This window comes from Thiocystis violascens DSM 198 (assembly GCF_000227745.2).
Taxonomy (GTDB): domain Bacteria; phylum Pseudomonadota; class Gammaproteobacteria; order Chromatiales; family Chromatiaceae; genus Chromatium; species Chromatium violascens.
In genome coordinates this window covers 699,187-724,510 of sequence record NC_018012.1, presented here as the reverse complement: position 1 = coordinate 724,510, position 25,324 = coordinate 699,187, and the positions used below count along the sequence as shown (strand labels likewise).

19 protein-coding genes are annotated in these 25,324 nt (G+C 63.7%); 1 reads left to right on the top strand and 18 read right to left on the bottom strand.

Annotation, left to right across the window (positions count from 1 at the left end; translation table 11 throughout):
* Window positions 1-93 precede the first annotated feature (93 nt).
* From THIVI_RS22495 to rep, 6 genes are all read right to left on the bottom strand, one after another.
* The gene (locus THIVI_RS22495) at window positions 94-6,234 is read right to left on the bottom strand and encodes a PAS domain S-box protein (RefSeq protein ID WP_014777222.1); all 6,141 of its coding nucleotides are present in this window, start codon (window positions 6,232-6,234) and stop codon (window positions 94-96) included.
* 121 nt (window positions 6,235-6,355) lie between these two features.
* Window positions 6,356-6,967, bottom strand: coding sequence for a Holliday junction branch migration protein RuvA (gene ruvA, locus THIVI_RS03275; RefSeq protein WP_014777221.1), 612 nt, complete (start codon window positions 6,965-6,967; stop codon window positions 6,356-6,358).
* A gap of 205 nt (window positions 6,968-7,172) precedes the next feature.
* Window positions 7,173-7,709, bottom strand: coding sequence for a crossover junction endodeoxyribonuclease RuvC (gene ruvC, locus THIVI_RS03270; RefSeq protein ID WP_014777220.1), 537 nt, complete (start codon window positions 7,707-7,709; stop codon window positions 7,173-7,175).
* Window positions 7,710-7,721: 12 nt separating this feature from the next.
* Window positions 7,722-8,150, bottom strand: a complete 429-nt coding sequence (locus tag THIVI_RS03265) for a DUF29 domain-containing protein (RefSeq protein ID WP_014777219.1) — start codon at window positions 8,148-8,150, stop codon at window positions 7,722-7,724.
* A gap of 254 nt (window positions 8,151-8,404) precedes the next feature.
* Window positions 8,405-9,154, bottom strand: a complete 750-nt coding sequence (locus THIVI_RS03260; protein ID WP_014777218.1) for a YebC/PmpR family DNA-binding transcriptional regulator — start codon at window positions 9,152-9,154, stop codon at window positions 8,405-8,407.
* A gap of 271 nt (window positions 9,155-9,425) precedes the next feature.
* Complete coding sequence (gene rep / locus THIVI_RS03255; protein ID WP_014777217.1) at window positions 9,426-11,432, bottom strand: DNA helicase Rep; 2,007 nt, start codon at window positions 11,430-11,432, stop codon at window positions 9,426-9,428.
* Window positions 11,433-11,693: 261 nt separating this feature from the next.
* Here rep and THIVI_RS03250 point away from each other — a divergent pair, with 261 nt between their 5' ends.
* A complete protein-coding gene (locus THIVI_RS03250; protein ID WP_245537365.1) occupies window positions 11,694-12,038 on the top strand; it encodes a DUF2782 domain-containing protein in 345 nt (114 codons plus the stop codon).
* Here THIVI_RS03250 and THIVI_RS03245 read toward each other — a convergent pair.
* From THIVI_RS03245 to THIVI_RS03190, 12 genes are all read right to left on the bottom strand, one after another.
* On the bottom strand, window positions 12,035-12,445 hold the full coding sequence (locus THIVI_RS03245) for a PilZ domain-containing protein (protein ID WP_281054908.1): 411 nt from the start codon (window positions 12,443-12,445) through the stop codon (window positions 12,035-12,037). The genes THIVI_RS03250 and THIVI_RS03245 overlap by 4 nt on opposite strands.
* A gap of 366 nt (window positions 12,446-12,811) precedes the next feature.
* A complete protein-coding gene (locus THIVI_RS03240; protein ID WP_014777213.1) occupies window positions 12,812-13,207 on the bottom strand; it encodes an Hsp20/alpha crystallin family protein in 396 nt (131 codons plus the stop codon).
* Between the two features lie 18 nt (window positions 13,208-13,225).
* Entirely contained in the window at window positions 13,226-13,615 is a 390-nt protein-coding gene (locus tag THIVI_RS03235; protein ID WP_245537364.1) for an Hsp20/alpha crystallin family protein, read from the bottom strand.
* 257 nt (window positions 13,616-13,872) lie between these two features.
* On the bottom strand, window positions 13,873-16,767 hold the full coding sequence (locus tag THIVI_RS03230) for a DUF349 domain-containing protein (RefSeq protein ID WP_014777211.1): 2,895 nt from the start codon (window positions 16,765-16,767) through the stop codon (window positions 13,873-13,875).
* A gap of 297 nt (window positions 16,768-17,064) precedes the next feature.
* Window positions 17,065-18,717 carry a chaperonin GroEL gene (gene groL, locus THIVI_RS03225; protein ID WP_014777210.1) on the bottom strand — a complete coding sequence of 551 codons (1,653 nt, stop codon included), beginning with the start codon at window positions 18,715-18,717 and terminating at the stop codon, window positions 17,065-17,067.
* 74 nt (window positions 18,718-18,791) lie between these two features.
* A complete protein-coding gene (groES, locus tag THIVI_RS03220; protein WP_014777209.1) occupies window positions 18,792-19,082 on the bottom strand; it encodes a co-chaperone GroES in 291 nt (96 codons plus the stop codon).
* A gap of 256 nt (window positions 19,083-19,338) precedes the next feature.
* The gene (locus THIVI_RS03215; protein WP_014777208.1) at window positions 19,339-20,388 is read right to left on the bottom strand and encodes a phosphoglycerate mutase; all 1,050 of its coding nucleotides are present in this window, start codon (window positions 20,386-20,388) and stop codon (window positions 19,339-19,341) included.
* Window positions 20,381-20,683, bottom strand: coding sequence for a hypothetical protein (locus tag THIVI_RS03210; RefSeq protein WP_041446800.1), 303 nt, complete (start codon window positions 20,681-20,683; stop codon window positions 20,381-20,383). The genes THIVI_RS03215 and THIVI_RS03210 overlap by 8 nt, the downstream gene beginning before the upstream one ends.
* Window positions 20,684-20,824: 141 nt before the next feature.
* Window positions 20,825-22,027 carry an O-succinylhomoserine sulfhydrylase gene (locus THIVI_RS03205; protein ID WP_052314944.1) on the bottom strand — a complete coding sequence of 401 codons (1,203 nt, stop codon included), beginning with the start codon at window positions 22,025-22,027 and terminating at the stop codon, window positions 20,825-20,827.
* 103 nt (window positions 22,028-22,130) lie between these two features.
* Window positions 22,131-23,645, bottom strand: a complete 1,515-nt coding sequence (gene purF, locus THIVI_RS03200; protein ID WP_014777205.1) for an amidophosphoribosyltransferase — start codon at window positions 23,643-23,645, stop codon at window positions 22,131-22,133.
* Window positions 23,646-23,906: 261 nt separating this feature from the next.
* Complete coding sequence (locus tag THIVI_RS03195; protein WP_041447255.1) at window positions 23,907-24,398, bottom strand: CvpA family protein; 492 nt, start codon at window positions 24,396-24,398, stop codon at window positions 23,907-23,909.
* Window positions 24,399-24,488: 90 nt separating this feature from the next.
* The gene (locus THIVI_RS03190; RefSeq protein WP_014777203.1) at window positions 24,489-25,157 is read right to left on the bottom strand and encodes an SPOR domain-containing protein; all 669 of its coding nucleotides are present in this window, start codon (window positions 25,155-25,157) and stop codon (window positions 24,489-24,491) included.
* Between the last annotated feature and the right edge of the window lie 167 nt (window positions 25,158-25,324).

Sequence of the window (25,324 nt, the reverse complement as noted above, 5' to 3'; positions counted from 1 at the left end):
CGCCACGCGCCATGCGCCGATCAGAGAGGCTTAAGCTGCGATCCGGTGCGGGAAGATTCAAGCGCGCCAGGTCAACACGCACAACCGCCATGATCAGACTTCAAGCCAGTCCGGGCTGGCGGTCAGCAGGGCGTCGAGTGTCTGGAGCGCGGTTTCATAGTCGAAGTCGTCGATCCGACGCTCCAGATCCACGGCGGCTGGGCCGAACGCGCGGTGTAGCAGATCGGCGTGGGCGTGCGCGACCTGGGCCGCGCGCGTGTTATTTTCGGCTAACAGGCCCATGAGTTCGGACAGAACCGCGCGCAGCCGATCCCGATCCGGCGAACTCTCGGCGGGCGGTGCGGGCGGCGCGAGATGACACCGGATGCCATCCAACAAGGCGACGAGTTCGGTATCCAAGGACGCGATCGTCGGTTCCAGATCCGTGCTCGATCCGGCATCCCGGAGCGCTGTCTCCAGGGACGCGGCCAGCGCCTGAACGCCGGTCGCGCCCAGGGTGCCGGAGACGCCCTTGAGGGTATGCGCGAGACGCCGCGCGGTTTCGCGGTCGCCATTGGCGAGACAGGCGCGCAGGGCGGCCATGTCGCCGCCGTGATGATCCGCGAAGGTTGTCAGCAGACGGCGATACACGTCCGCCTTGCCGCGCACGCCGCGCAGGCCGCTCGCGGTCTCAAGACCGGGGATGGCGGCCAGGTCGGCGAGAGCCGGCGCTGGCGATGCCGCAACGGCGACTGGCTCGGGCGGAGTTGCCGGTAAGGCGCCGGATCCGGCCGGAGGCAGCCACTTCAGCAGCGCGGCGAACAACGCGTCCGGCTCCACCGGTTTTCCGACATGATCGTTCATGCCCGCCGCCAGACATTGCTCGCGATCCTCGGCGAAGGCGTTGGCGGTCATGGCGAGAATCGGTGTGTCGCTCCGGCCCGGCAGCCGACGGATGGCGCGCGTGGCCTCCAGCCCGTCCATCGCCGGCATCTGCACGTCCATCAGGATCAGGTCATAGTCGATGGCGCGCGCCATCTCGACCGCCCGCGCGCCGTCATCGGCCAGATCGACCTGGAGTCCCACCGCGCGTAGCAGTTCCAGGGCCACCTCCTGGTTGATCCGATTGTCTTCGGCCAGGAGCAGCCGCGCCCTCCGGTGCGCGGCGGCCAGCTCGCGTTCGACTGCGGACGGCTGCATCGACGACCCCGTGTCCGCCGCGAGGCGCAATCCGCGCGGTCCGACAATGGAGGCGTCCAGCGCCCGTATCAGTGCGTCGTGCAGGGCCGAGGGGGTCACGGGTTTCGCCAGACAGACGCGCACCCCGGCGGCCCGCGCCGCCGCGCACCGCGCGGCATCGTCGGCATGCCTGTCGACCAGCAGCAGGGTCGGCGGCTGGATCAACGGCAGTGCGCGCAGACGGCGCGCGGTCTCCAGTCCATCCGAGTCCGGCATGTCCCCATCGAGCAGCGCCAGCACGAACGGATCCTGCGCCGTGTCGGCCTCGGCGACCGCCGCCAGCGCGGCCGGACTGTCATCGACCGCCGTCACCCGCAGCCCGAGATGAACCAGCATCTCGCGCAGTGCCGTGCGTGTCTCGGGCTGATGTTCGACCAGCAGCACGGGTCTCCCGCGCAAGCGCATGACCTCGGGCCGTCGCCCGGACGGATGCGCCTTGCCGAAGCGAGCGGTGAACCAAAAGGTACTGCCCGCGCCAGGTTGGCTCTCGACGCCCACCGTCCCTCCCATCATTTGGGCCAGGCGCCGGTTGATGGCAAGCCCGAGCCCGGTTCCGCCGTAGCGGCGGGTGGTCGAATTGTCGGCCTGACCGAACGCCTCGAACAACCGCGACCGATGCTCCTCGGCGATGCCAATCCCGCTATCGCGGACCTCGAACCGCAACCGCCAATCGTCGCCCTCCTCCGCCTCGACCCAACCGCGCAGCGTCACCGTGCCGCCCTCGGTGAACTTCACCGCATTGCCCAGATAGTTAAGCAGCATTTGGATCAGACGGGTCGGGTCGCCGTGCAGGACGGGCGCGCCGGAGAGTCGTTCGTCGAGATCCAGGACCAGTTCCAGCCCCTTGGCCCGCGCCTGCCCGCTGACCAGGGAACAGACCCGATCCAGCACCTCGTCCAGTTCGAAATCGATCCGCTCCAGGGACAGTTTGCCGGCCTCGATCTTGGAAAAATCCAGAATGTCGTTGATGATCGTGAGCAGATGGTCCGCCGCGGTCATCAGTTTGCCGAGCTTGTCGCGTTGTTCCGGATCGCGGATCTCGCGTTGCAGCAGATGGGCCAGCCCGACGATGGCGTTCATCGGGGTGCGAATCTCGTGGCTCATGTTGGCCAGGAAGACGCTCTTGATCTGGGTCAGATGCTCGGCCAACGCACGGGCGTCCTCCAGTCGCCGGTAGAGATCCAGGTTGTTCAGTCCGACCGCCGTGGCATCGGCCAGCGCCTGTTGCAGTCCGAGTTCCTCTACGCTGATCCGATAGGGCCGCGCCCAGTAACAGCCCAGCGCGCCCGCTGGATCGCTGCGCCCGACGGGTACCAGGCTGAGTCCCCGAACAAAGGTCCGGGAATCGACATCCTCCGGGGTGCCGGAGAGGATCCCGGGATCGTGCGCACGGTCTTCAATGACGATCGGCTCCGCCTGCTGGATCGTCCAGCCGGAAACGCAGGCCGCGAGCGGCAGCCGTTGGCCCTTCCACAGCGGACCGATGGCGTCCTCGTCGAGACAGGCGCAGTCATCCCCGTCACGCAACGCCAGGGTCGTCCCATCGGCTCCGGTCAACTGGCGCGCGGCGGCGCAGACGATAGCCGCGAGACTGGCCAGGTCGCGGACCCCGGCGATGCCCTCGACCGCCCCGGCCAGGCGTCGCAGCTTTTCTTCCAGGCGTTTGCGTTCGGCGAGGTCCAGAAAACTCACAACCGCGCCGACGATGTCGCCATTGCGGAGCATCGGGCGGATGGAATAGCTCACCGGAATTGGCCGGTCGTCGGCGTTCCAGAACACTTCGTCGTCCACCGTGGCCGAGCGGCCCTCGCGCAGGGTCGCGCAGGCGGGGCAATTCTCTGGCGGATAGGGGCTGCCGTCGGGTCGCCGATTGTGGAACAGGGCGTGACTGTTGCGGCCCAGGAGTCGGTCGGTGGGATAACCCAGCAGGTCGCAGGCGGCGGGGTTGACGAAGGTGATTCGCCCTTCCAGATCCAGGCCATAGAGTCCGCCCGCACTGCTTTCCAGGATCAGACGCAGGAACTCCTCGGACTCTCGCAGTTCGGCGGCACGCCGCTCCACCGTTTTTTCGAGTCCGATCTTGTATTGCTCCAGCGCGAGTTGGGCGGTATGCGTCTCGCTGATATCGCGCACCGTGCAGATCATCCCGGCAAAGGCGTCACGCTCGCTGGTCGGAATCAGCCAGCCGGCCTGCCAGCCCTCCCGGCCCGCGGGCGTCGTTACCTGAATCTCGTAGGGAAGCGATTGGCGGGATTCCATCACGTTCAGATACAGCGGGCGGAACTCGCGCAGGGTCTCCTCCGGGAACTCCTCCAGCACCTGCCGGCCCCGGATCGCCTCGACCGGGAGCCCCGAGATTTCGCAGAGCGCGGCATTCGCGTAGAGGATCCGATGCCCGGCGTCGGTGACGAAGATGCCGTCATGGACCTTCTCCAGAATGCCTTCGTAGAAGGAACGTTGGCGTTCGATCCGACCCAGGGTCTCGTCCAGGATCCGCGCCCGTTCCAGATTATCGAGCGCATAGGAGATGTCGCTCGCCATCTCCCGGAGCAGGCCCATCACCTCGTCGTCGAAATAGCCGGTCTCGGTCGAACCGATCTCAAGCACCCCAACGGTCTGATCGTTGCGGAACAGGGGCAGGCAGACGATGGCCGACAATCCCTCCTTGAAGGGCAGCCGGCGCCCCCGTTCATGCTCGCCGAAGGCTTGACAGTCGTTGCACAGAATCACCGTGCCGTCACGGAAACAGTCCGCCGCGAGTGTCTGGCCTTCCGGGGTTTCGGGATCGAGCGAGAGTTCGAACCGCAATAGGATCTCCGCGTTCTCGCCCCTTGCCGCCCGAGGGATCAACCGATTGCGAGCGGGATCGTGCAGCCCGATCCAGACCAGCCGGAAACCGGCCAGTTGTTGCACCAGGGCGCAGATCCGCTCGAACAGTTCGCCCTCGTCGACGATGCGAACGATCGCCTGATTGGTATCGCTCAGGGTTTGATAGAGACGCGCCAGCCGCGCCAGCCGTTCCTCGGCCCGCTTGCGTTCGGTCAGATCCAGCATCGCGCCGATCATGCGCAACGCATGCCCTTGAGCATCGCGCATGATATAGCCGCGATCCAGCACCAGGGCGTCGTTGCCATCCTGGCGCCGTAAGCGGTATTCGTCCTGCCAGCGATCGCAATCCGCGTTCTCGACCGCGGCATGGAATCGCGCGGCAACGCGCGGACGATCATCCGGATGGATGCGCTCCAACCACCAGTCGGCGCTGACGGGATGCTCGACCGGCTCGGTCCAGCCGAACACCAGCGTTCCCGCTTCGTTCCAGCGTTGCGCATCCCGCGGAATGTCCCAGTCCCAAATCACATCGTTGGTCGCGCGGGTCGCCAGACGCAGCCGCTCCTCGCTCTCGCGTAGTGCGTCGGCGGCGGTCTTCTGTTCCGTCACATCCTCGAAGGTGGCGTAGACCTGATAGGGCCTTGGCGCGCCGGGTTCGAATTGGGGGGTTGCGTGGACATTGATCCAGCGATAGTCCTCGCGCTCGGGATTGAACACCCCCATGAGGACGCCGGAAACCTCGTGACCGGTCCGCAGCGCCACCATGCCGGGGTGATCCGTGCCGGGGAAATCCGAGCCGTCCTCCCGCACCGCGCGCCACTGCGGATCCAGCGAGGTTCGGCCCTGCATCTGATCCAGCGTCAGGCCGAGGATGCGCTGTGCCGCCGGATTCGCCGAGAGGATGTGGCCATCGGCGTCCTGATAGACCACCCCCTGAGCCATGGTCTCGAAGAGGTTGCGATAGCGCGACTCGCTCGCGCGCCGTGCCGCCTCGGCGCGCTGTGCATGCAGCAACGCACGCCCCAGCACCAGCACCACAAGCGATAGGAGCAGGAACGCCGCCAGGGCGCCCCACACCAGTTCCCGATTCAGGCTGTAAAAGGAGAGCGGACGGTTGATGACCAGACTGCCGGGCGGCAGATTCTCGATACGCAGCCCGAAATGCTGGAGTCGCTCCGCGTCGAAGGCGGGAAGCCCCCGACTCTGCTCCACCGGGATTTGGCCGGGATCCTCACCCGCCAGCACCCGCAGGGCGAGCACCGCCACCTGGGCGCCATGCTGACGACCATCGAGCAGCAGACCGCCGACGATGCCGTGACCCAGGCGCACCGCGTGCATGGCATAGAGCGGCGCCGGGCTGGCCGCGCTGATTCGCCGGGTGCTGTCCTCCCGGCTGAAGACCTGACCCGCCTGATCGGTGACATAGGAGAGCATCAGCACGACCCAGTCGGGTGGCAGTTCCGCCACTTGCCGCGTCAGTTCCGCGAACGTCCCGGCGGGCGCGAACTCGATCCGCGCGCGTGACCGGAAAGCCGGCAGCACGGACTCCATTTTGCGCCGCACCGCGCGCCCCGTGGCGGTGTCGTCATTGACCAGCAGAATGCCCTGGGTCCGGGGATGCAGTCGCAGCAACAGTTCCAGACTTCCCGCCAGGTCCAGAACCTCGGTCACGCCGGTGATGTTGCCACGTTCACGCAGACGCTCGGGCGGCACGCCGCTGATCCCGCCAAAGACGACCGGAACCCCCGCGAACAGTTCGTGTGGAAAGGCGGACAACAGATCCAGCGCGGGGTTGTCGAGCGCGATCACCAGATCGACCGGGCGATCCCGGTATTTGCGGACCAGAAACTCCTTGAGCAGGGACGGATAGTCAGAGCCGGGGAAGCGTTTGGTATCCAGATACTCGATCGCCGGCGGCCGTTCCGGGCGGACCTGCCGGAAGGCTTCCAGCAGACCGGCCAGTTCGCTATCGGACCAGTCGTCGCCAGGGTGGTAGGCGTTGAGGATCACCACCTCGGACGGATGCTTCGGGACTGCTCGCGCGAACGGCACGGGTAGGGCCAGCGCGAGCATCAGGAGCGCGAGGAGCAGGCGCCGCCAGCCGCGGCCCGAATGCGCCAGCTTCTCGCCAGAACGCCACGGCGGCGCCGTTAAAGCCTCATACCGCCACGTCACAACCAGGTTCATCGCCACCTCGGAAAGCGGCATCCCGTCCGGATTTCGATGGATCCTTGCGGATACCATCGGTTTCACGCCAGCGCACCGCCTTGCAAAGAATAGACGCTTTCGAAGGCTCCGCCCGGCGCGGTCAGGCCGGATTGATCGACCGCAGGGCGGCGCGAATGATCTCCTCGGCGGTTCTGGCGCCATCGTCGGCGGCGCGCGCCATGCGGCTAGCGTCTGGCGGCCGATAGCCGAGCGCCTCCAGCGCGCTCACCGCGTCCGCGAGCATCCGGTCCCGCGCGTTGCCCGGTGCCGAGGCGGGGCCGCCGGGCATTCTGACGACACCGCCGACGAGACCGTCGAGCCGGTCGCGCATCTCGATCACCAGACGCTGCGCTGTCTTCTTGCCGATGCCGGGGATGCGCGTCAGGGCATCGCTGTCGTCCTGCTCGACGCATTGGGCGAAGCGCGCGGCGTCCATGCCGGAGAGGATCGCCAGCGCCATGCGCGCGCCCACCCCGGTGACCTTGAGCAGGGCGCGAAAAAGCGCGCGGTCGCGTTCGTGGAGAAAACCGTAGAGGATTTGCGCATCCTCGCGCACCACAAAATGGGTGATGAGCGTCACCGTCTCGCCCACCGCCGGCAGATCGTAGAAGGTCGTCATGGGGGCATCGACCTCATAGCCGACCCCGCCCACGTCCAGCAGCAATTGCGGAGGGTGCTTGGAGAGGATCACACCGCGGAGTTGGCCGATCATTTTTCAGTTCTCAGGTTTTCAGTTGGCAGTTGGCAGTTGGCAGTTGGCAGTTGGCAGTAAACCTTGAGAGGAATCGACATGTCACGGTTTGTTTTTCCGAAATAAAGAGACGACAGCCGGAAACAAAAATCGCTATTTGCTGCCGCGAAACAACTGACAACTGACAACTGACAACTGACAACTGACAACTGACAACTTCTGCAAACTAAGGCCGCCAGTCGCGCCAGGAAGCGGCGGCACGCTTGCGCGCCGGGATCCCCATCGAGTGCGCATGACAGAGCGCGATGGCGAGCGCGTCGGCCTCGTCCTCGCCGGGAATCTCGGTCAGCGCCAGCAGAATCCGCACCATATGCTGAACCTGCGACTTTTCCGCCCCACCGGTCCCGACCACCGCGAGCTTGACCGATTTCGGGCTGTATTCGTGCACCGTCACCCCACCCTTGATCCCGGCGCAGAGCACCGCCCCGCGCGCCTGCCCGAGCTTGAGCGCGGCGGTCGGATCGCGGGCGAAAATGAGCTGCTCGACCGCCATTTCATGCGGCTGGTGCTCGGCGACGATGGCCGCGACCCGGTCGAAGATCACACCGAGCCGATCCGGCCAGGGCTGCTCGCCGACCCGAATACAACCGCTGACGACCCGCTGACTGCGATGTCCATCGGTATCGATGACCGCGAAACCGGTCGTGCGCGAACCGGGATCGATCCCGAGGATGCGATGGCGCAGAACACTGTGAGTCGGCATCGGCGCGTTATGCTATTCGGGCAGCCAGTCTGGCGCCAAAATCTGGGTGTGCGGCCAGGGGCAATCGTCAGGGAAGCTGTCCAGCCCTGTCTCGGCGATCGCGGCGGTGACGGCATCCGCCCAGATTTCTTCCCACCAATCGGCCTCGCGCAGCATGGCCTTGAGGCTTGGGGTCCGTTTGAGACGGAGCGCAATCGCGTGCCGTTGGGCGCGAATCGTGCGCTGCCAACTGCTGCCGCGCCTTCCGGGCTGATAGGACCATTTCAGCAAATGGGCCAGCAGGACGGCCATTCGGCCTGCCAACTCGCGCTGTTCGCTCTTGCCCACGTCCTCGATCTCCTCGGCGATATGCGCGATGTCCAGCAGGTCGAATCGACCGGCCCGCAACAGGCTGGCCTGCTCGTTCGACCAGGCGAGGATATCCTCTTCGTAGGTTTGCACGGGTTAGCGTTCCTCGTGGCTGGGTCGGAACCATGAAATCCTGTCAATCCTGCGAAATCCTGTCAATCCTGTCCGTTCACAGGCGAATCATTGGTACTTAGTTGATTTAATTGAAAAACTTTACCGATTTTCCGTTCGCCCTGAGTCCTGAGCCCTTCGACTGCGCTCAGGACTCACCACGAACGGATGCAATGTCACCACGAAAGTGGGTATGAGCTTTTCCGGAAATCGCCTTAAGGTTCGCTGGAAATCGTCTAAACGTCGAGCGCCGCCAGGATCTCGTCGGAGATGTCGGCATTGTGATAGACCTCTTGCACGTCATCCAGGTCTTCCAGCATCTCGACCAGTTTCAGCAGTTTGTCGGCGGTCTCCTGGTCAAGTTCGACCTCGGTCGCGGCGTTGAAGCCGATCTCGGCGATCTCGGTCTCGAATCCGGCCGCGGTCAGCGCATCCTTGACGGCGGCGAAGGTCTCGGGGGCGGTGATCACGTCCAGCGAGCCGTCATCATTGGCGGTCACATCCTCGGCGCCGGCCTCCAACGCAGCCTCCATGACCGCATCCTCGTCGGAACCGGGCGGAAAGCTGATCACCCCCTGCTTGGTAAAGAGATAGCTCACCGAGCCGTCGGTACCCAGATTGCCGCCGCGCTTGGTAAAGGCATGACGGACCTCCGAGGCGGTGCGGTTACGGTTGTCGGTCATGCAGTCGACCATGACCGCGACCCCGCCGGGACCGTAGCCCTCGTAGCGAATTTCCTCGTAATTCTCGCCCTCCATCCCGCCCGCGCCGCGCTTGATCGCGCGCTCCACGGTATCGCGCGGCATGTTGGCGCCGAACGCCTTGTCCATGGCCAGGCGCAGCCGGGGATTGGCGCCGGGATCGCCGCCGCTCTCGCGCGCCGCGACCGTGACCTCGCGGATCAGCTTGGTCCACATCTTGCCGCGCTGTTTATCCTGCGCGGCCTTGCGGTGTTTGATATTGGCCCACTTGCTATGACCGGCCATCGATAGATTCTCCTGACTGGAATACGTCCCGACGCTGGACGCCGGGCAATGCGGGCGCGAAACCCTTGGATGAGTCGGCCGGTGCGCGAGCCGATCGCGCGGCCTGATCTGCCAGAAAGCGTCGTTCGCGCCGCCGGTTGAGCGACGCGGCATTCTAGCATCGGCAAGCAAAGCCTTGGTAAATTGGAAGCGGCGCCAGCATTTCTCGGAGGCCGAGGCGAGCGGCGAAGCGGCCCAGCGACCCAACAGGCGGTTTGAGCGATCCCTGCGTTCAGTCGGCGTTCAACAGGCCTTTTAGCCGGTGGAGATGGCTCAATCCGCGGGCCTTGCGGTTCTCCGGCGTTTGCGCGCGTTCGTTGTCCCAATCCAGTTGGTCCTTGGGCAACTCGCCGAGAAAGCGACTGGGCGCGCTCAAGACCCATTCGCCATAACGCTTGCGCCGCCGGGTCAGGGTGAAGGTGAGCGACTGTCGAGCGCGGGTGATGCCGACATAGGCGAGTCGGCGTTCTTCCTCGATGCTGTCTTCCTCGATGCTGACGCGATGGGGCAGGAGTTCCTCTTCCATGCCGACCAGAAAGACGTGCGGAAACTCCAGCCCCTTGGCGGCGTGCAGGGTCATGAGATGGACGCGGTCGCCGCCCTCGGTCTCTTCCTGGCGGTCGAGCACGTCCATCAGCGTGAGATGACCGACCATGTCGGCGAGCGTTTTGTCCTGAAAGTCGCCCTTGTGCAGTTTGCCGAGCCAGCTCAGAAGATCGGTGACGTTCTCGTAGCGACGATCGGCGACCGGCTGGCTGGAGGCGTTTTCGCGCAGCCAGGCCGGGTAGTCGATGGCCTCGACGAGCGCGCTCATGGCGGCGGTCGGATCGGCGGCGACGCGCTGGCCGTGGTCGGCGATCAGACGGGCAAAGACGCCGAGCCGATTGCGTTGACGTTCGTTCAGGTGCTCGGCGAGACCCAACTCGCCGCAGGCGGCGAGCAGTCCGATGGCGCGTGCGCGGGCATAGTCGGCGAGCTTTTCCAGGGTGGTCGGGCCGATCTCGCGCCGCGGGGTGTTGACGATGCGCAGAAAGGCGGCGTCGTCCTCCGGGTTTGCGAGCAGGCGCAGATAGGCCATGGTGTCCTTGACCTCGGCGCGGGCAAAAAAAGAAGTTCCGCCGCTGAGAAAATACGGAATGTTGTGCTCGCGTAACGCCTTCTCGAAGGGGCGCGCCTGATGGTTGCCGCGATAGAGAATCGCCATGTCTCCGAACGCGGTTTCCTCCGCGAACTTCAGATGCAGAATTTCGGAGGCGACCTTTTCGGCTTCGTGCGCCTCGTCCTTGCAATGCAGGACGCGCGGGCGTTCGCCGGGACCGAGTTCGCTCCAGAGCCGTTTCTCGAAGACGTGCGGATTATGGGCGATCAGCGCGTTCGCCAGCCCGAGGATGCGGGCGCTGGAGCGATAGTTTTGCTCCAGCATGATGACCTTGAGGGTCGGATAATCGTCCTTGAGCCGAGCCAGATTTTCCGGACGCGCGCCGCGCCAGGCGTAGATCGACTGGTCGTCGTCGCCGACCACGGTGAAGGCGCCGCGCGGTCCGGCCAGATGACGCACCAGTTCGTATTGGGCGCCGTTGGTGTCCTGGTATTCGTCGACCAGCAGATAGCGGATGCGCCCCTGCCAGGTCTCCAGCAGATCGGGCTGGCTCCTGAAAAGCCGTGCCGGACCCAGGATGAGATCGTCGAAATCCACCGCGTTATAGGCGCGCAGGCTGCGCTCGTAGCCGGCATACAGTGTCGCAAGCTGTGCCTCGAAATCATCCTCGGCGCGGCTCATGGCCTGCTCGGGATCGACGAAATCGTTCTTCCAGCGCGAGATACGCTGCTGCACGGCGGACAGGCCGATGGCGTCGGCATTGCGCGTCCCGCGCAGGTGTTCCTTGATCAGCGATTCCGAGTCCTGGGCGTCCAGCAGCGAGAATCCGGCGCGCAGTCCGATTCGCTCGGGGTGGCGGCGCAGGATGTCGAGTCCCAGGGTATGAAAGGTGGAAATACCCAGGCCGCGCGTGTTGATGCCCTTGACCTGCTGACCGACCCGCTCGCGCATTTCGCGCGCGGCCTTGTTGGTGAAGGTGACGGCGCGAATGTGGCGTGCCTGGATGCCGACGTGCCCGATCAGGTGCGCGATCTTCTGGGTGATGACGCGCGTCTTGCCGGAGCCGGCTCCGGCCAGCACCAGGAGGGGGCCGGCGGTGTAACGCACGGCTTCGATTTGACGGGGGTTGAGTCCGCTCATGTGGGATCCAGCGGAGGCTCCATAAACGTTGTTTGAGAAGATCAGCCAGACTCCAGCAATACGCTGGCGGCCTTGTCATGGGGCGGCTGTCGAACGTTCGACCTTGAACCGGTCGGCGAGCGGCCGTCTGAGTCGGAAAGCGAAAAGCTGGCGGCTCTGATCGGAATTATGCCTGACCCAGCGAGACGACGCTCGGGCGAGCAATCCGGCCGGGTTCGTATTACCATTCTCCGTATCTTTCGCCACGCAACGGTGACCCCTGTGTCCAGTCGAGTTCTCACCATCCTAGTCCTGACGCTTGCGTTCGGGATGTCGCACGCACAAGAAGAGGAGGCGGTCGGCGACGGGTTTCTGCAGGCGCCGACGGTCGAGCCGTCGCCGGTGACCGGCGAGTCGGTGGAGCCCGACATCACCATTACCGAGTCCGGCAGCGATATCGTCTATGAATATCGGGTGCGGGGCATGCTGTACATGGTCCGGGTGCAGCCTCAGATCGGCCCCCCGTATTACCTTTTCGATCACGATGGGGACGGGGTCATCGACGCGCAGGAGCGGTCGGCGAGGAATTCCTCGATTCCTCAATGGGTACTGTTTCGCTGGAATTAAACCGCGCCTAGCGCGGTAGGCGATGTTTTTGGATTGGAGATGGCAAGCGCGCACTCCGGCAGTGCGACAAGTGCCGTGGGGGGCGGAACGGAGATCTGCTCCAGTCCGGGTAACAGCTCCGGCTGTGGCGTGGCGAAGAGCACCTGAATGCCCGCGCTATCCCGATGAACGACGGTCGCCTCGATCCTCCCGTCCTGGTCAAATCCGTGGAACTCAAGGTTGACCTGGGTGCCGGTCGGCAGGGTCAGGTTACGAACTTCCAGATACATTCCCCGCTGGGACAAATCACGGCCCCTCGCGCAAAAGAAGCGTCGTTTGCCGTAATGAATGTGTACTTGAAGCTCGATCGGATGGGGGGTGTGTTGGGTCGGCTCGATGGTCATCGCGGGAGGTTCCAAAATTCGCACAAATTCTCGACGAATCTTAAGCAGCCATCTTGACCGTCCGATGCAATCCCGATGACAGAATCGTGAAGATTGGCGAGTCGTCGTTCGCGCCTGTCCGAGCCATGGCGTCACGACCGGTTCGACTGAGGATGCCGGGTGGCGGCGCTTACAGTGCCCGACGTTAGCCGTGACTGACGACGGCAACCGCAAAGGTGCAAGCGGCACGGAAGATTTCAGGCCCCCCGCACACTTTGCGGTTCAACCGTCGATCAGGGTTCGATGACGATTTCTTCGAGGTTCGACATTAAACGGCGCCAGCTCCAAAAATCGTCGATTCTGCCGGAGCCGATCGAATCCAAAAATATCGCATACCGCGCTGGGCGCGGTTTAGTCGGCTCGCACCTCGATCTTGCGGGGCCGCACCTCTTCGCGTTTCGGGATCCGCAACCGCAGTACGCCGTCCTTCAGGCTGGCGTCGATGTTCTGGGCATCTAACTCCCGGCTCAGCGCGAAACTGCGGCTGTAACGCGTCTCGCGGATATCGGCGTACAAGGCATCGATGCCTTCCGGCATGGCGATCTGAAGCTCGCCCTCGATAAGTAGCGAATCCTTGTCGGCCTGAAGCTGGAGTCGATCACGGGGGACGCCAGGCATGTCAGCCTCCAGGGTGATGCCCTCGGCATCCTCGAAGACATTGACGGCCGGTCGTAGCGTATAGGCGCTCTCGCGATTTTTCTGGATTTGCGTCGACTCGCGGGGCGCGATTTCGGTTTGATCGTTCATCGTCCGCGTTCCTCCCAATCACTTCACTTCGATCTGGCGGGGCTGCGAAGCCTCGCGCCGCTGTATCGAAACATGCAGAACTCCCTCGGCATAGCGTGCATCCGTTTTGTCCGGATCCACGTCCTCCGGCAAGGTAATCACACGCCGGAAGGAACCGGAAAAGCGTTCCTGGCGATAGTGTTCCACCTGCTCGGGGGCGGTGACCTTCCGCTCGCCGGCGACGGTGAGCAGATTTTGCTGAAGCGAAATTTCCAGGGTTTTTGGATCGATTCCGGCGGCGAAGAGATAGACATCGACGCTCTTCGGCGTCGCGCCGATGTTGATGGGCGGATAGGCGCCGCGAGCGACGGAACGGATTGCCGCAGGCCATGCGCGCGGGGTAAACACCTCGTCTATTTCCCGTTGCATGCGTCTGAGATCGTCGAATAGACCGCCTTCAAAGTTCGTCAGGCTTCCAAACATCTCGGTACCTCCTCAATGTCGAGTGAGTGGGCGGACGCCCGTCGTCATTGGAGTGGCGTTCTCCAGGCGGGCGGGCTCTCATGGAGCCAGGCATCCACCTCTCCTTGAAAAGAGTCCCTCCAGGAAACTGGCAAGGGGTTTCTTGGCACTCCCGTCCTGAGAGTGCTAAGAAATGTAGCCGGTTTTGGGAGTCTTCAAGTCACCTAAACGGTGGCCTCTTCGCCTGTCCGCTTGGGCATCAGTGCGTGACGGACGCGCTCGAAGCGCGCGTTTAGACGGTCGTCGCGGGGGGCCGGTCCGCACAGATACCAGTCGCGCAACAGCTGGGTCGCGCCCTGGAGCGGATCGTCCTCGCCCTCGACCATGCGTTCGGCGAGCCTGGCGACCTGAAATTCCAGGCGTTGTTGTGCCAGTTCCGGAGGCGAATCCACGCCAGCGATGATCTCAAGCTGAAGACACAGCCGACTGCGTTGTCGGGCATTGTCCGCGAATCGTCGCCTGAGTTCAGCCAGTTGTCCGGTCTCCCCTACGGCGGCGGCGAGCGCGAATTCAAAGCGCGCCGAGAGCGCCTTGTTCAACGGGCTGTCCGCTTCCGATCGAAGCTGATTCCACTGTTGACGCGCGTCGGCCGGGTCGAGCGCGTCGGGGGTTTCGCCGAGCACGCCGAGTTCGAACTGCTCGCAGAGATCGGCCTGGCGTTGCAGCAGATCCAACGCGGCCTGCCGTTGCTGTTCCTCGCCCACGCGCGTGCGCCGTTCCAACTCGTCGCGGCAGTCGTGCCAGCGGCGGGCCAATTGGCTGGCGGACTGACGCGGAATCGGCAGAGCCTGGAGATCGCGCCAGCGCTCGTCGAACTCGCGCAGTCCGGCGGCGAGCCGTTGCGGATCCGTTTCGCTCGCGGCGAATGTCCGCGCCTCGGCACAGAGGCTCTCGCGGGCCGCCAGATTATCCTTGAGTTCATTGGTCTGCGCCTGATGCAGCGCGACTCGACGCTCGAAGACCGCGTCGCAGGCGGCCCGGAAGCTCTGCCAAAGTCGGTTTTCGTCTTTCTGGCGCGCGGGCACCGTTGTGCGCCACTCGCGTTGCAGCGACTTGGTCCGTTCGATGGCGGCATCCAGATCTGGAGCATCGACGAGTGTCCGAACCCGCTCGATCAGGTTGCGTTTATGGGCCTGATTGAGCTTGCGCTCGGCGTCCAGGCGCTGGTCGAGCTGTTTGAGCGAGCGGTGGAAACGGCGTTCCAGCGCCTTGCGATGGCGGCCTTCGGTCGCGCCGATGGCGGCCCAAGTCTGACGGGTTTCGCGCTCGGCACGCAGGATCTTTTTCCAGTCCACCCGCTCCCAATCGACCTTGCTTAAAAAATCTTCGATCTGTTGACAAACCTGCTCGCGCGCGAGCCGATTCGACTCGCGTTCGGCGGCTTGGTGTTCCATGAAGGGTCGGCAACGCGCATAGACGGATTCCGAGGCGGCGTGAAAGCGTTCCCAGAGTGTCTGGTTGGCGGGCGAACCGGATTTGTCGAGCCCCTTCCAGTCCATTTGCAGGGTATGCAACTGATCGGCCAGCGCCTCCAGCGGCAGTTCCTTGTCAACGAGCGCTTCCATATCGGCGCACAGCCCCTCCCGATGCTGATCCGCGCCCCAGCGTCGCCAGTGCTGAAGTTCCCGCAGTTGAGGGGCGAGGACGCGCAGCCGGTTGGCAATCTCAGCCGTAGCCTCGGTGGGGAGTTCGCTCGCCTGGATCAGCTCGAGTCCGGCCTGTAGACTTTGGTAGAGCGGGTCGGCCTTCTTGAGTTCGCCGGCCGCGAGACGGCTCTCCAGTTCGGCGAGCCGTTGCGGAAGCTGCGCCAGCCGCTGTTCGGCGTGCCGGCGTTGATGGGAAAGCCGGGATTCGAGCCGCTCGGCCAGAATCAGGAAATTCCGCGCGTCATCATTGTCGGGCAGATCGGCCGCCAGCGCGCGGCCCTGAGCGAGGACGACCCTGGCTTTTCGGTGGTCCAGCGCCCGAGTGTCGTCGAGCAGTCGCTGGGCCTGCGCAACCGTGCGCCGCAGCCGTTCGGCATGACGATGTCGATCCGCCAGGGCTTGCCGCGCGGTGTCCACTGCCTGAATGAGTTCCTGGTAACGCGCATCGAGACCGCGCTGCTGGGGATCCGGAAGGGCGGAAAGCGCGTTCCAGGCCATGGCGATTCGCTCGCGCCGCACGCCGATTTCGGACTCATCGGTCAGATCGGCAACGCCGGACAATTCGTCCAGCAGCGCCTGACGCTCCGCGCGCGTCGTATCGAGCGCCTCATGCCGCGCAATCTGGGTTGCATTCTCTCGGCGAAAGTCCGCATCGGTTTTCAGGAAACGTTCGCGCTCGGCCTGATAGCGCGCCCGCACGTCGGCTTCGGCCTCGGTTTCAGCCTCCAGCACCGCCCATTGTCGGTCCAGATGTTCCAGTAGCGCGCGGTCCTGACTCCAGTTGCCCAGGCGTCCCAGCCGCTCGGCCTTGGTGCAGATGTCCTCGCGCTGGGCGCGAATCCGCGATGGCAGCTCTTCGCGCTCGGCGATCATGCATAGCTTTTCGCGCGCGGTGCGATAGACATGCTTATCCTTTTTGCCAATCTGTCGCACGACGAGTGCCAGCGACTGCCTGTCGTGCAGACGCTCGATGGCAAGGCCGCGATTGAGCGCCAGAGGATCCTGGACTGCGCACTGGGCCAGCACTGCCGGGGATTGAACGCGGTCGAGCGCGGCGCGGCGGATCTCGGGGGCGCTCGCCTGAGAGGCGATCTGCTCGATGAGTTGAAGGTCATCGATCCGGGACAACTCGTCGATCCGCTCCGCGAGGGAGACTGTCTGCAAATCGCTATCGCACAGCAAGTGCCGTAAGCGCGCGGAGGCGGTTTCACGCACTCCGACATCGACGTCGTCGCTCAGAATCTGGCGGAGCAGCGGGAGATTCTGGAGCTGGCGGACCGCGTCGCGTCGTCGCGCGGGGTTCTCCGATTGACGCGCCTGCTCGGCAAGCGAGTCCTGACTTTTGGATGCGACGGCCTGGTGGGCTTCGGCAGCGGCCTGCTGTCTTTTTTTGAGGAATCGCGCGAATAGCATGTCAGCTCCGTCATTCGTTGCGTACAGCCCGACATTGTACCCGAGCAAACCGCGGCGTCGGTGCCTGACTGTGCATGCTCGGCAATTCTCGGTATGAACTTGACGTTCGCTGTCTCCTGATACCGTTCGTGGTGAATCCTGAGCGGAATGACGCCATCAGACCACGCGCCGATCATGAGTGCGAGTAAAGCACCGAGTTATTCTGGACTGGATCCTGAGAGGCAGCGAGGCGGGAATTCCGGAAACGAAAAAGCCCCGCCGAGGCGGGGCTTTTTGAGGCTGGGGCCAGACGCGGGCTTACATCATGCCGCCCATTCCGCCCATACCGCCCATGCCACCCATATCGCCGCCGCCCGGCATTGGCGAATCGTCCTTCGGCTCGTCGGCGATCATGGCCTCGGTGGTGATCATCAGACCCGCCACCGACGCGGCATTCTGCAGCGCCGAACGGGTGACCTTGGTCGGATCCAGGATGCCCATCTCGACCATGTCGCCATATTCGCCGTTGGCCGCGTTGTAACCGAAGTTACCCGAACCCTCGACCACCTTGTGCAGGATGACCGATGGCTCGCAGCCGGCGTTGGCGACGATCTGACGCAGCGGCTCTTCCATCGCGCGACGGGCGATGGTGATGCCGACATCCTGATCGTGATTGGAACCCTTGAGTTCCTTGACCGCGGTCTGTGCGCGCACCAGCGCGACGCCGCCGCCGGGCACGATGCCTTCCTCGACCGCCGCGCGGGTGGCGTGCAGTGCGTCTTCGACGCGCGCCTTCTTTTCCTTCATCTCCATCTCGGTGGCCGCGCCAACCTTAATGACGGCCACGCCGCCGGCCAGCTTGGCCAGACGTTCCTGGAGCTTTTCCTTGTCGTAGTCAGAGCTGGTCTCTTCGACCTGCGAGCGGATCTGCTCGCAACGCGCCTTGATGTCGATCTCGGAGCCGGCGCCGTCGATGAGGGTGGTCTCGTCCTTGGCGACCTGGACCCGCTTGGCGGTACCCAGCTCGTTCAGGGTGGCCTTCTCCAGCGACAGACCGACTTCCTCGGCGATGACGGTTGCGCCGGTCAGGACGGCGATGTCCTGCAACATGGCCTTGCGACGGTCGCCGAAGCCGGGCGCCTTGACGGCACAGACCTTGACGATCCCGCGCAGGGTGTTGACCACCAGCGTGGCCAGCGCCTCGCCTTCGACATCCTCGGCGACGATCAGCAGCGGACGACCCGCCTTGGCGACGGCTTCGAGCACCGGCAGCAGCTCGCGGATATTGGAGATCTTCTTGTCGTGCAGAAGGATATAGGGATCTTCCAGCTCGGCGCTCTGGCTCTGCTGATTGTTGATGAAATAGGGCGACAGATAGCCGCGGTCGAACTGCATGCCTTCGACGACATCCAGCTCGTTGTGCAGCGAGGTGCCGTCTTCCACGGTGATGACGCCTTCCTTACCGACCTTTTCCATCGCATCGGCGATGATCTTGCCGATCGATTCGTCGGAGTTGGCGGAGATGGTGCCGACCTGAGCGATCGCCTTGTTCTCGGTGCAGGGCTTGGAGAGCTTCTTCAACTCCTCGACGGCCGCCTCGACCGCCTTATCCATGCCGCGCTTGAGATCCATCGGATTCATGCCGGCGGCCACCGCCTTCAGACCCTCGCGGACCATGGCCTGAGCCAGCACGGTCGCGGTGGTGGTGCCGTCGCCGGCGATATCGGAGGTGTGCGAGGCCACTTCCTTGACCATCTGCGCGCCCATGTTCTCGAACTTGTCCTTGAGTTCGATTTCCTTGGCGACGGAGACGCCGTCCTTGGTGACGGTCGGCGCGCCGAAGGACTTGTCCAGAACCACGTTACGGCCCTTGGGACCCAGGGTCACCTTGACGGCATTGGCGAGGATGTTCACGCCTTCCATCATGCGGGCACGGGCATCGCCACCAAACTTCACGTCTTTTGCGCTCATTCTTTACCTTCCTCGAATTGATTCGTTGCTTGCGGAACTGGGATCACGGAGCGGACAGGGACGACGGAGGCGACTTAGCCCTCGACGACGCCCATGATGTCTTCCTCGCGCATCACCAGAAAATCGGTGCCGTCGAGCTTGACCTCGGTGCCGGAATACTTGCCGAACAGGACGCGGTCGCCGACCTTGACATCCAGCGGACGAACTTCGCCGCTCTCCAGGATCTTGCCGTTGCCCACGGCGATGACTTCGCCCTGGATCGGCTTTTCGGTGGCGGAATCCGGGATCACGATGCCGCCGGCAGTCGTGCGCTCCTCTTCCATGCGACGGACAACGACGCGGTCATGCAAGGGACGGATGTTCATGAAGGATCTCCTGGTGCGGTTGAGAAGGTTGATTGGCGCCACGATCCACGCCGAAAAGCGCGGTTGTTAGCACTCACTAGGAACGAGTGCTAATGGTAGAGACTAATCGTCGGGTGTCAAGGGCTGCGTGGCGTTTAACAGACCATCGAACTCTACCGGCGCGGCGGCGGCGATACCTGGGCGCTGCACGATATCGCCGCTGGCGAACCGCTGCCGCTGATCAGCCTGGAGATTGAGATTGGTTGGAATCGGATCTTCAGAAATCTGGATTGACCTGCCCTGACGTAACGTTCAGCCATGCACGCAACCCTTGCCGACGCCAGAAACGACGCAACTGTCCGCGGGAGATTTGAAAGCGCGAACCTTGACAGGGATCGATGACGAGCCGCGCTAGGCCACCCTCGCGAAGCTGGTTTGCGGTCACGGCAAGACGGCCTTCAAGGTCCGTCAATGACCGGCTCCAGGCAGGTAAATCCCGCGCCTGAAGCGCCGTCCACAAGGAATCCCAGTACACCAAAACACGACCGGTCGATGCCGTCGCACCCTCGCGCCACTGCTCCAGGGTCAGGTGCCGCAGGCTCGCGTGCCGTGCCAGACCAAGCGTCAGGGGGTGATCGCCGACAATCAGGTCGGGACGTTCGCCCGACAGCGTCGGCAGGCGTCCGCCGCCCCAGATCCAGAGGCCGCTGATGACTGGTCGGCGCCGGCGTTCACGGTCGCGATTGACCGCGCTGTCGAAGAACAGCATCTGCGCCTCGTTCAGCAGCCCATTCCAACGGTTGGCGTCCAGTCCGCCGGGGAGATCGTCACCGATCGCGCCACCGAGCATCCGATGGAGCGGCTGCGTGCGCAGATCCAGACGCCGGTCGGCCCTTAGATACCAGCGGCCCGGCGTCGGGGCCAGCAGCCGCAGTCCGTCGCCCCCGAAATGGTCGTTGAATAAGGCCGTCAGGGCATCGGCCTCGGCGCGATCCGGGACGATTTCAGCGCCAGCGAAGAGCAGTAGCCGATCCCGATCCGCGCGCAGATGCACCGGATCGGCGTGCATCCACCAGGCGTCCAGATCGGCATCCGGATCCTCGCCCAGGAGACAGAGCGGCGCGGTCGGAAAATCCCGGTCCGGCTCGTCGAAGACGCCGAACTCGGCAAGCAGGACGGCCGGCGGATCGGTCAAGAGGACGGCACGTTTGTCCGCCCGGCTCAACAGCCGATCGAGCGTCGGCGTCTTCGGAAAAGGCGGCGGCAAGGTCGGAATCGGCCCCAGCAGGCCGGGGCAGATGAGATCGAGGGTTGGGGCGCTAGACATGCTGCAAGGCCGGCCCCGGCCCCTTTGCCTTGATCGCCAAGGCTTTGGCGACCAGAAACGTGGATGCCCTGGTGACGAATAAACCGAATAGCATCGGCAACACCAGGTGCGTGGCGATCAAGGCGTCCATCTGACCTTGCGCTAGCTCCGGGATCGATGATCGCAACACAAAGACATAAACGGCAGTCAACCAGAACCCGGCCGAGTCCAGCAGAATGGCGACGACAATCCCCCAGATCGAACAGCCGAGGGCCAGCGTCAAGCACAGCGTCGTCACTAGAATACTGACGATCATGCTCAGGATGGCGATTGACTTACGGCCTGTATACCAATAGTACCAATGACTCTTGAATGGCCATGGATGGCCGGTAGCCCACCAACCGGAGAACGCTTGCTTTATTCTCATGGCATCACCTTGCTGGAGCTGAGTGCCGTTTCAAGGTTGCAAATCCGCCAGTCCCGGCAGCAGATCCGCCTGGATATCCGCGATGTCCTCCAGCCCCACGGCGACCCGCACCAGACCGTCACCGATCCCGGCCGCGCTCCGCTCCTCGGGGCTGAGACGTCCATGCGTGGTGGTGGCTGGATGGGTGATGGTGGACTTGGTGTCGCCCAGGTTAGCGGTGATGGACAGCAGCCGGGTGGCGTCGATCAGCCGCCAGGCGCCGGTCTGACCGCCGCGCATGTCGAAGGCGACGATGCCACCACCGGTGCGCTGCTGGGTGCCGATCAGACGATGCTGGGGGTGCCCGCTCAAACCTGGATAATAAACGTGCTCCACGGCAGGCTGCGCGAGTAGCCAGTCGGCCAGTTGGGCCGCGCCGCGCGCGTGCGCGAGCATGCGCAATTCGAGCGTTTCGAGCCCCTTGAGAAACACCCAGGCATTGAAGGGACTCAGGGTGGGGCCGGCGGTGCGCAGAACGCCGAAGACCTCCTCGCCCACAAGTTTATGATCGCCGACCACGGCGCCGCCGACACAGCGCCCCTGACCGTCCAGATATTTGGTCGCCGAATGGATGACCAGATCGGCGCCCAGTTCGAGCGGACGTTGCAAGGCCGGGGTACAAAAGCAATTGTCGACCGCCAGCAGGCAGTCATGGCGGTGGGCAATCGCGGCCAACTGGCGCAGATCCGCCATTTCGGTGAGCGGATTCGAGGGGGTTTCGCAGAACAGCAGACGGGTGCGCGAATCGATCGCGGCCTCCCAGGCATCGGGATCGCTCAGTGGCACATAGGTGGTCTCGATACCGAATCGCGCGAGATATTTATTGAACAGCATCGTCGTGCTGCCAAACAGACTGCGCGAAGAGAGAATCCGATCGCCGGCCTTCAGCAGCCCCATGCAGACCGCCAGGATGGCCGCCATGCCCGAGGCAGTCGCCACGCAACGCTCGCCGCCTTCAAGAGACGCGAGGCGTTCCTCGAAGGCGCGCACCGTGGGATTGGTGAAGCGCGAGTAGATATTGCCGGCTTGATCTCCGGCGAAACGCGCCGCCGCCTCGGCCGCGCTGGAAAAGACATAGCTGGAGGTGGTGAAGATCGGTTCGCCATGCTCGCCCTCTGGCGTGCGCCAGTGTCCCGTGCGGATGGCGCGGGTGGCGAAGCCTGCCTCCATCATTTGACGCTCATCCTCGGGCATGGCTGATCAAGATTCCCGTTTAAACCGCGCCCAGCGCGGTCTGTGATGTTTCTGGATTCGATTCAGCCTCGGCAGAATCAGGGACTGCCGGAGCTGGCACGGTTTAATCGGTATTGCTGAGATCAATGGCACTCTCGCTGCACGATAAACGACTGTCCTTGGCGCCGTCGTTGCGCCGGGCCTCCAGCGAGGCCAGATAGTCCGGCGTCACGTCACCCGTCACATAGACGCCATCGAACACCGAGGTATCGAAACGGTCGACATGGCTCTTGCCCTTTTTCTGGACCGCCTCGATCAGATCGCCAAGATCCTGAAAAATCAGTCCGTCGGTCCCCAATTCGCGCGCCACCTCCTCCTCGGTGCGGCCATGGGCGATGAGTTCGCTGGCCGCGGGCATGTCGATCCCGTAGACATTCGGATAGCGCACCGGCGGCGCGGCCGAGGCGAAATAGACTCGATGCGCGCCCGCGTCGCGGGCCATCTGGATGATCTGTTGCGAGGTGGTGCCGCGCACGATGGAGTCGTCGACCAGCAGCACGTTCTTTTTGCGGAACTCCAGATCGATGGCATTGAGCTTCTGACGGACCGATTTCTTGCGCACCGTCTGACCGGGCATGATGAAGGTACGCCCGATATAGCGGTTCTTGATGAAGCCCTCGGCATAGTTGATCCCGAGTTGATTCGCCAGTTGCAGGGCCGCGGTGCGGCTGGTGTCGGGGACCGGGATCACCACGTCGATGTCATGACTGGACCAGTCGCGCTTGATCTTGGCCGCCAGCTTTTTGCCCATGCGCGAGCGGGCCTTGTGCACCGAGATGTTATCGATGATTGAGTCCGGGCGGGCGAAATAGACGAACTCGAAGATACAGGGGGACAGCACCGGCTGCGGCGCGCATTGGCGGGTATGGAGTTCGCCATCGACGGTGATCAGCACCGCCTCCCCTGGCGCGACATCGGCAATGAGTTTGAATCCGAGGGTGTCGAGCGCCACGCTTTCGGAGGCGATCATGTACTCCGCGCCTGCGGGAGTCTCGCGGCGGCCATAAACAAGCGGCCGGATCCCGTTGGGATCGCGGAACCCGAACACCCCGAAACCGGGGATCATGGCGACCGCCGCGTAGCCGCCCCGACAGCGACGATGCACGCCCGCCACGGCCCGGAACACATCCTGCTCGTCGATCCTCAGTTTGCCCTGAATCTGCAACTCATGCGCGAAGATATTCAGCAGGATCTCGGAATCCGACTCGGTATTGAGGTGACGCAGGTCATCGACGAAGAGGTCGCGCTTGAGATCCTCGGCGTTGGTCAGATTGCCGTTATGGGCCAGCACGATGCCATAGGGCGAGTTGACATAAAAAGGCTGCGCCTCCGCCGAACTGGCCGCCCCAGCGGTGGGATAGCGCACATGCCCCACGCCGGTATTGCCGCGCAACTGGATCATGTGACGGGTCTGGAACACATCCCTGGCCAGACCGTTATCCTTGCGCAGATAGAGCTTATCGCCCTGACAGGTCACGATGCCCGCGGCATCCTGACCGCGATGCTGCAAGACCAGAAGAGCGTCGTAGAGAGACTGATTGACCGGACTTTTGCCGACGATGCCAACGATACCGCACATAGGATACTCGCCCTCGCCATCGGGTAGGCTACGCTGAATCGAGCCGCGGACTCTGATGCGAGCCGCCGGCCCAGCGAAGCCGAAAGGCTTGCTGCGAGCAAAGCCGAAGGGCTTGCCCTGAGCGGAGCCGAAGGGATGGAGGAAGATGATTGAAAGCAGGCGACGCTAACCCAGAACAATGGCTGCAATCAACCACGGAGACTCCTGGATGACGCGCGGGAAGCCCTGCAAGACCGTCACATCATTAAAGCATGAAAAACCCTAAAGCTGCTTGATCCGGGCTTGAATCTCGTCGGGCACCATTCCAAGCATCCAGTCGGCGAATTCCTGGAATTGACCGATGTAACGAGACTCCTGCCACCAGGGATCGCTCGGTAACGGTGTCAGGCCGGCGAGAAACACCGCCATCGCCACCATCACAACCCCTCGACCGGCCCCGAAGACGAGCCCTAGAACACGATCGGCACCCGTCAGACCAGCCTTGTCCACGAACGCGGTCAGCACGGCGCCGAGGATCGCGCCCAGGATCAGGGTGACGAGTACCAGCGCGATAAAGGCAACCGCAAGCCGCACCGATGGCTGCGAAAACTGCGCGACGAGAAGATCGGCAACCTCCCGGTGAAAGACCCAGGCAACCGCCAGGGCCGCGACCCAGACGCCCAGCGAGAGCAACTCCCGGACGATGCCGCGCGCCAGCCCGACCAATGCGGACAGAACGACGATGGCGATGATCGCGAAATCGACCCAGTTCACCTTCCACTCCCGATCGTTGACGTCAACCGATGACCCTGGAAACCGCAGCATCCCATGATACAACGCGGAAAAGCCTGCAAACATTTAGAATTACGGATAGCGTTGGATCAAGGTATCCAGCTTTTGCTGCTGACGCAGCCTGGTGGCGGCACGCTCGGCACTCGCGCGATCCACTTCCGGCCCAACCCGCACGCGATAGTACTGCTTACCCCGGACTTCGGCCTTTTCCACAAAGGCCGAAAACCCGGCGCTCCGCAATTTCGTTTCGAGCTCGGCCGCGCTCTGCGCCGTTCCCAGACTGGCAACCTGAATGACCCAGGAGGGCATCCCATCGTCCCTCGCCTTGGGCGGCGCGACCGCCTCGACCTCCTTCACGACTGGCGGCGATTCGGTTGACAACCGGCCGAGCCGATCAGGCTGCGTGGCCGGCGAATCGCGACGAACAGGCTTTTCCGGCTGGCGATCCTGGTCCGCTTCGCCGCCGGGATTGGCCTCATCGGCGCCAGCGGGCACGGGCAGCGTCAGCGGATCGCTTTCGATCGGCAAATCGGCATACCTCTCTTCAGTCACCTGACCAGTCGGCGGATCTGGCGCGAGTTCGGTCAGGGCAGGATCGTCGAAGTCCGGTTCATTCGGTCGCGCAAGATCGCGCGATGGCGGCGCCAGCGATTCCTTTTCAAAAAACATGGGTACGAAGATCACCGCCAGCGCGACGATCGCAACCGCGCCTGCCAGACGTCTTTTGGCCCCTTCCCGCATAGCTCTTACTCCGATGCCGAGCACGTCCTCACAGGGATCGCGCGATGAAGCCGATGGATCGAAGAACCCAAATCAGGATCGAGTATAACCCCTCATGGAACTTTGGAGGAACAGCGGCCAGCGCCCACGGGCGTTTTCAATGGCCGTCGCGCGCGGTCGTCGCGACG

Excerpts from the sequence above, each read along its gene's own strand:
- THIVI_RS22495 (WP_014777222.1), bottom strand. The coding sequence starts at position 6,234 with ATGAACCTGGTTGTGACGTGGCGGTATGAGGCTTTAACGGCGCCGCCG.
- ruvA (WP_014777221.1), bottom strand. The coding sequence starts at position 6,967 with ATGATCGGCCAACTCCGCGGTGTGATCCTCTCCAAGCACCCTCCGCAA.
- ruvC (WP_014777220.1), bottom strand. The coding sequence starts at position 7,709 with ATGCCGACTCACAGTGTTCTGCGCCATCGCATCCTCGGGATCGATCCC.
- THIVI_RS03260 (WP_014777218.1), bottom strand. The coding sequence starts at position 9,154 with ATGGCCGGTCATAGCAAGTGGGCCAATATCAAACACCGCAAGGCCGCG.
- rep (WP_014777217.1), bottom strand. The coding sequence starts at position 11,432 with ATGAGCGGACTCAACCCCCGTCAAATCGAAGCCGTGCGTTACACCGCC.
- THIVI_RS03240 (WP_014777213.1), bottom strand. The coding sequence starts at position 13,207 with ATGAACGATCAAACCGAAATCGCGCCCCGCGAGTCGACGCAAATCCAG.
- THIVI_RS03235 (WP_245537364.1), bottom strand. The coding sequence starts at position 13,615 with ATGCAACGGGAAATAGACGAGGTGTTTACCCCGCGCGCATGGCCTGCG.
- THIVI_RS03230 (WP_014777211.1), bottom strand. The coding sequence starts at position 16,767 with ATGCTATTCGCGCGATTCCTCAAAAAAAGACAGCAGGCCGCTGCCGAA.
- groL (WP_014777210.1), bottom strand. The coding sequence starts at position 18,717 with ATGAGCGCAAAAGACGTGAAGTTTGGTGGCGATGCCCGTGCCCGCATG.
- groES (WP_014777209.1), bottom strand. The coding sequence starts at position 19,082 with ATGAACATCCGTCCCTTGCATGACCGCGTCGTTGTCCGTCGCATGGAA.
- THIVI_RS03215 (WP_014777208.1), bottom strand. The coding sequence starts at position 20,388 with ATGTCTAGCGCCCCAACCCTCGATCTCATCTGCCCCGGCCTGCTGGGG.
- THIVI_RS03210 (WP_041446800.1), bottom strand. The coding sequence starts at position 20,683 with ATGATCGTCAGTATTCTAGTGACGACGCTGTGCTTGACGCTGGCCCTC.
- THIVI_RS03205 (WP_052314944.1), bottom strand. The coding sequence starts at position 22,027 with ATGCCCGAGGATGAGCGTCAAATGATGGAGGCAGGCTTCGCCACCCGC.
- purF (WP_014777205.1), bottom strand. The coding sequence starts at position 23,645 with ATGTGCGGTATCGTTGGCATCGTCGGCAAAAGTCCGGTCAATCAGTCT.
- THIVI_RS03190 (WP_014777203.1), bottom strand. The coding sequence starts at position 25,157 with ATGCGGGAAGGGGCCAAAAGACGTCTGGCAGGCGCGGTTGCGATCGTC.